Below are 2,815 nucleotides of genomic sequence, written 5' to 3'. Positions count from 1 at the left end.
AGCACTTGCCGACGTTCCGGATCACCTGGATGCTCTATACTTACTGGTTCTAACTTATGTTTTTTGTTTGTAAAGTCTATGGCATTAAAATTACATACAGTAAGACAATTAAAACAAGCGATACACCTCGATTGATCTACTGTGTGATCGGTAAGCGAGATACATTCTGCCTTGCAAACTCTTTCGCAAAGTTTACAATTTGTGCAATTGTTCGTATTAATACGTACGCTGAAAATTGAGAACCTTGACAAATAACCAAGCAAAGTACCTACCGGGCATACTGTATTACAATACAAGCGACCGTGAGTAACAGTAAGATAGGTTATCAAAATCAGAAACAGGGCAGGCACCATGTAAACGGCAATGCTCAATGGATGCAAATCGACATAGTAAAGCGTATAAACATCGAACTCATGCAATATACCTACCATCAAATTATTGAATGCAATTACAACAGGTCTGAACAAATCGGAGAAAATTCGTCCGAACAGGCTATAGGGATCAAGGAAATTTAGCGCAAGTAAACTTCCAAAAACTAGCGTCACGGCAGTAATTCCAAAAAGCACGTGCCTGATATAACGTACCGGCTTATGATAACGAAACTTTATCTTTCTGAATTTGCGGGCAATTCTCAATATCACATCCTGTAAAATGCCCAGTGGGCAAATAGAAGCGCAATAAAATCGCCCCACCAGAAGGGTAATTATTAAAACTATTACAAAACCCAAAGCTGTAAAAGTAAATAATCGCGAAAATGTCAACAATGAAGGCACAAACTGAATCCACATGGTACCTTTAATAAGTTCTTCGGGGAATAGACCGGTAAAATCGATAAATGCCAAACTTGCAAGAAGTAAAAAAAGTATAGCGATAAATACACGAAAAAATTTAAGGTATTTGTAACTCATGCATTACATTTTTATTCGTCCAATTTCCTGTTGTTTCAGGTTCATATTTCCTACCTGCATATTATGTGCATGCTGAATATAAGGTACAGCTTCTGGTTGCATACCAAATATTTTACTTGCGGCAGCATCTGCAGCCACCATATCATCTGACATTACCAGAAATTTCATTTTGGCAACATCGGCTTCTGAGCGGCCACGAGGTCCGTTTTTCATCATCACGCGGTAAGCATCAATTATATTTAAATCGGGCTGGCGCCAGGTAGAAAAATCAGCAATGCATTGATGTAAATCGTTACGGTGCCAATATGAACGATCCCAAACAATTCCCATCAGGTTTTTCATGGCAATGGTAAGTTTGGCTGATCCGTGATTTTTCAATATTGGCACATTAATAAACACATCAGCTTCCATAATCTGCTCATGCACTTTAGCGCTTGTAAGTCTTTTACCCTGGGGAATATTGATATCCTGATAGTACCTTTCGCTGGCTCCGGAAACAACCTTTGCTCCGGCCTCCTTAGCTGCCCGCTCAATTTTACTGTTATCGTAACATTTATTCCAATCATCACAAGTGTTATCAAAAACATATACCGACCCGGCACCTGCCTCATAACAACTTTTGATAATAGCCTTAACCAACTCCGGGTTTGTATTGGCCGCGAGCTCAGGTATCACATCCCAACCGATATTAGGTTTTACGATAACACGCTGACCTTTTTTTACATATTTTGTAATTCCACCCATAGCATTTATGGCACGCTCATACATTTGAGCAGGTTCACCATTACGCACAGCTACCAGGTCGTAAGGTATACTATTGTTTTGAGCCGTATTGGCAAACAATTCGCCATAGCGCCCAAAAGTTAGTGCGGCTCCTGCAAAAAGCCCGGCCCTGAAACTTTTTTTCAAAAATTCTCTTCTGTCCATGGTATAATATTTAATTTTTGAAATGCGAATGCATTAAAGCTGCTTGCTTGTCTAGCGATTAGCTTATACACAAAACTTTTTATGTATAAGGTGAACTAGCGCCAATCAGCATCAACCTGAAAAACTGATAGCGCGTTATGAAGATAAGGAAAATTCACTATAAACACACATAAAATCAGCAATTTAAAATGATTTTAAAATAGCAGAAAGAATCTAAACCAGGTACATAAAGCCATTTTCCGGTAATTCAGGAAATATTGCTGTTTGATAAAATATTTGTAAATTTATTGGATAAAATCAACTGTTATGGCCACATCAATCGCTTTAAACCGAAAAATAAGTCAGGCCCTATTTGACCTGGCAGCAATCGCATTCATTTATTTTATTCCGGCAATTTCACATATGTTGAGTTTTCCGCTCTATTTGTTGGAGCCAATGCGTATTGTGCTAATTCTGGCATTGGTGCACACGCACAAAATAAATGCTCTTGTGTTGGCTGCAACACTTCCATTCTTTACATTTTTGGTTTCTGGCCACCCAATACTTCCAAAAGCCATTCTCATTAGTGGCGAACTGGTTATTAATGTAATCTTATTCTTTGCCATTGCAACCCGGGTAAAATCAAACTTTGTAGCAATACTTTCAAGTATCGTTCTAAGTAAAATGCTTTATTATTTTGCAAAATTCCTCCTAATCCAGGCAGCAGTATTAGAGATGGGGCTGGTTTCAACCAGTCTGTGGATTCAGATAACAACTACACTTGTATTTAGCATTTACGTTGCACTTTTTTTCAGGAAGAATAAACAATAAACATAACCTGGAATCAAATTAATGGTGCAGATACATAAATCCATCATTACTGCAAAATCATAAATACAACTTAAAAAAACATCAACTAATAAGTCAGATAAAAGTAAATTGTACTGACGATTCGGTTCATTAATAAACCTGACCCTAGCAGTGTCAAAAAGACATCGGGA

General features: G+C 37.9%; 3 protein-coding genes. 1 reads left to right on the top strand and 2 read right to left on the bottom strand.

Annotated elements, in window-relative coordinates; genetic code table 11:
- On the bottom strand, positions 1-908 hold a 908-nt coding region (locus VJ937_RS09285), incomplete at its 3' end, for a 4Fe-4S binding protein (RefSeq protein WP_324066621.1).
- Positions 909-911: 3 nt separating this feature from the next.
- Entirely contained in the window at positions 912-1,835 is a 924-nt protein-coding gene (locus tag VJ937_RS09280) for a DUF362 domain-containing protein (protein ID WP_324066620.1), read from the bottom strand.
- 306 nt (positions 1,836-2,141) lie between these two features.
- Between VJ937_RS09280 and VJ937_RS09275 the strand changes: the two genes are divergently transcribed.
- Positions 2,142-2,645, top strand: a complete 504-nt coding sequence (locus tag VJ937_RS09275; RefSeq protein ID WP_324066619.1) for a hypothetical protein — start codon at positions 2,142-2,144, stop codon at positions 2,643-2,645.
- Positions 2,646-2,815 lie beyond the last annotated feature (170 nt).

This window comes from Salinivirga sp., from assembly GCF_035268865.1.
Lineage (GTDB): Bacteria > Bacteroidota > Bacteroidia > Bacteroidales > Salinivirgaceae > Salinivirga.
Note: the sequence above shows the minus strand (reverse complement) of the source record. Positions and strands in the feature narration are given on the sequence as shown.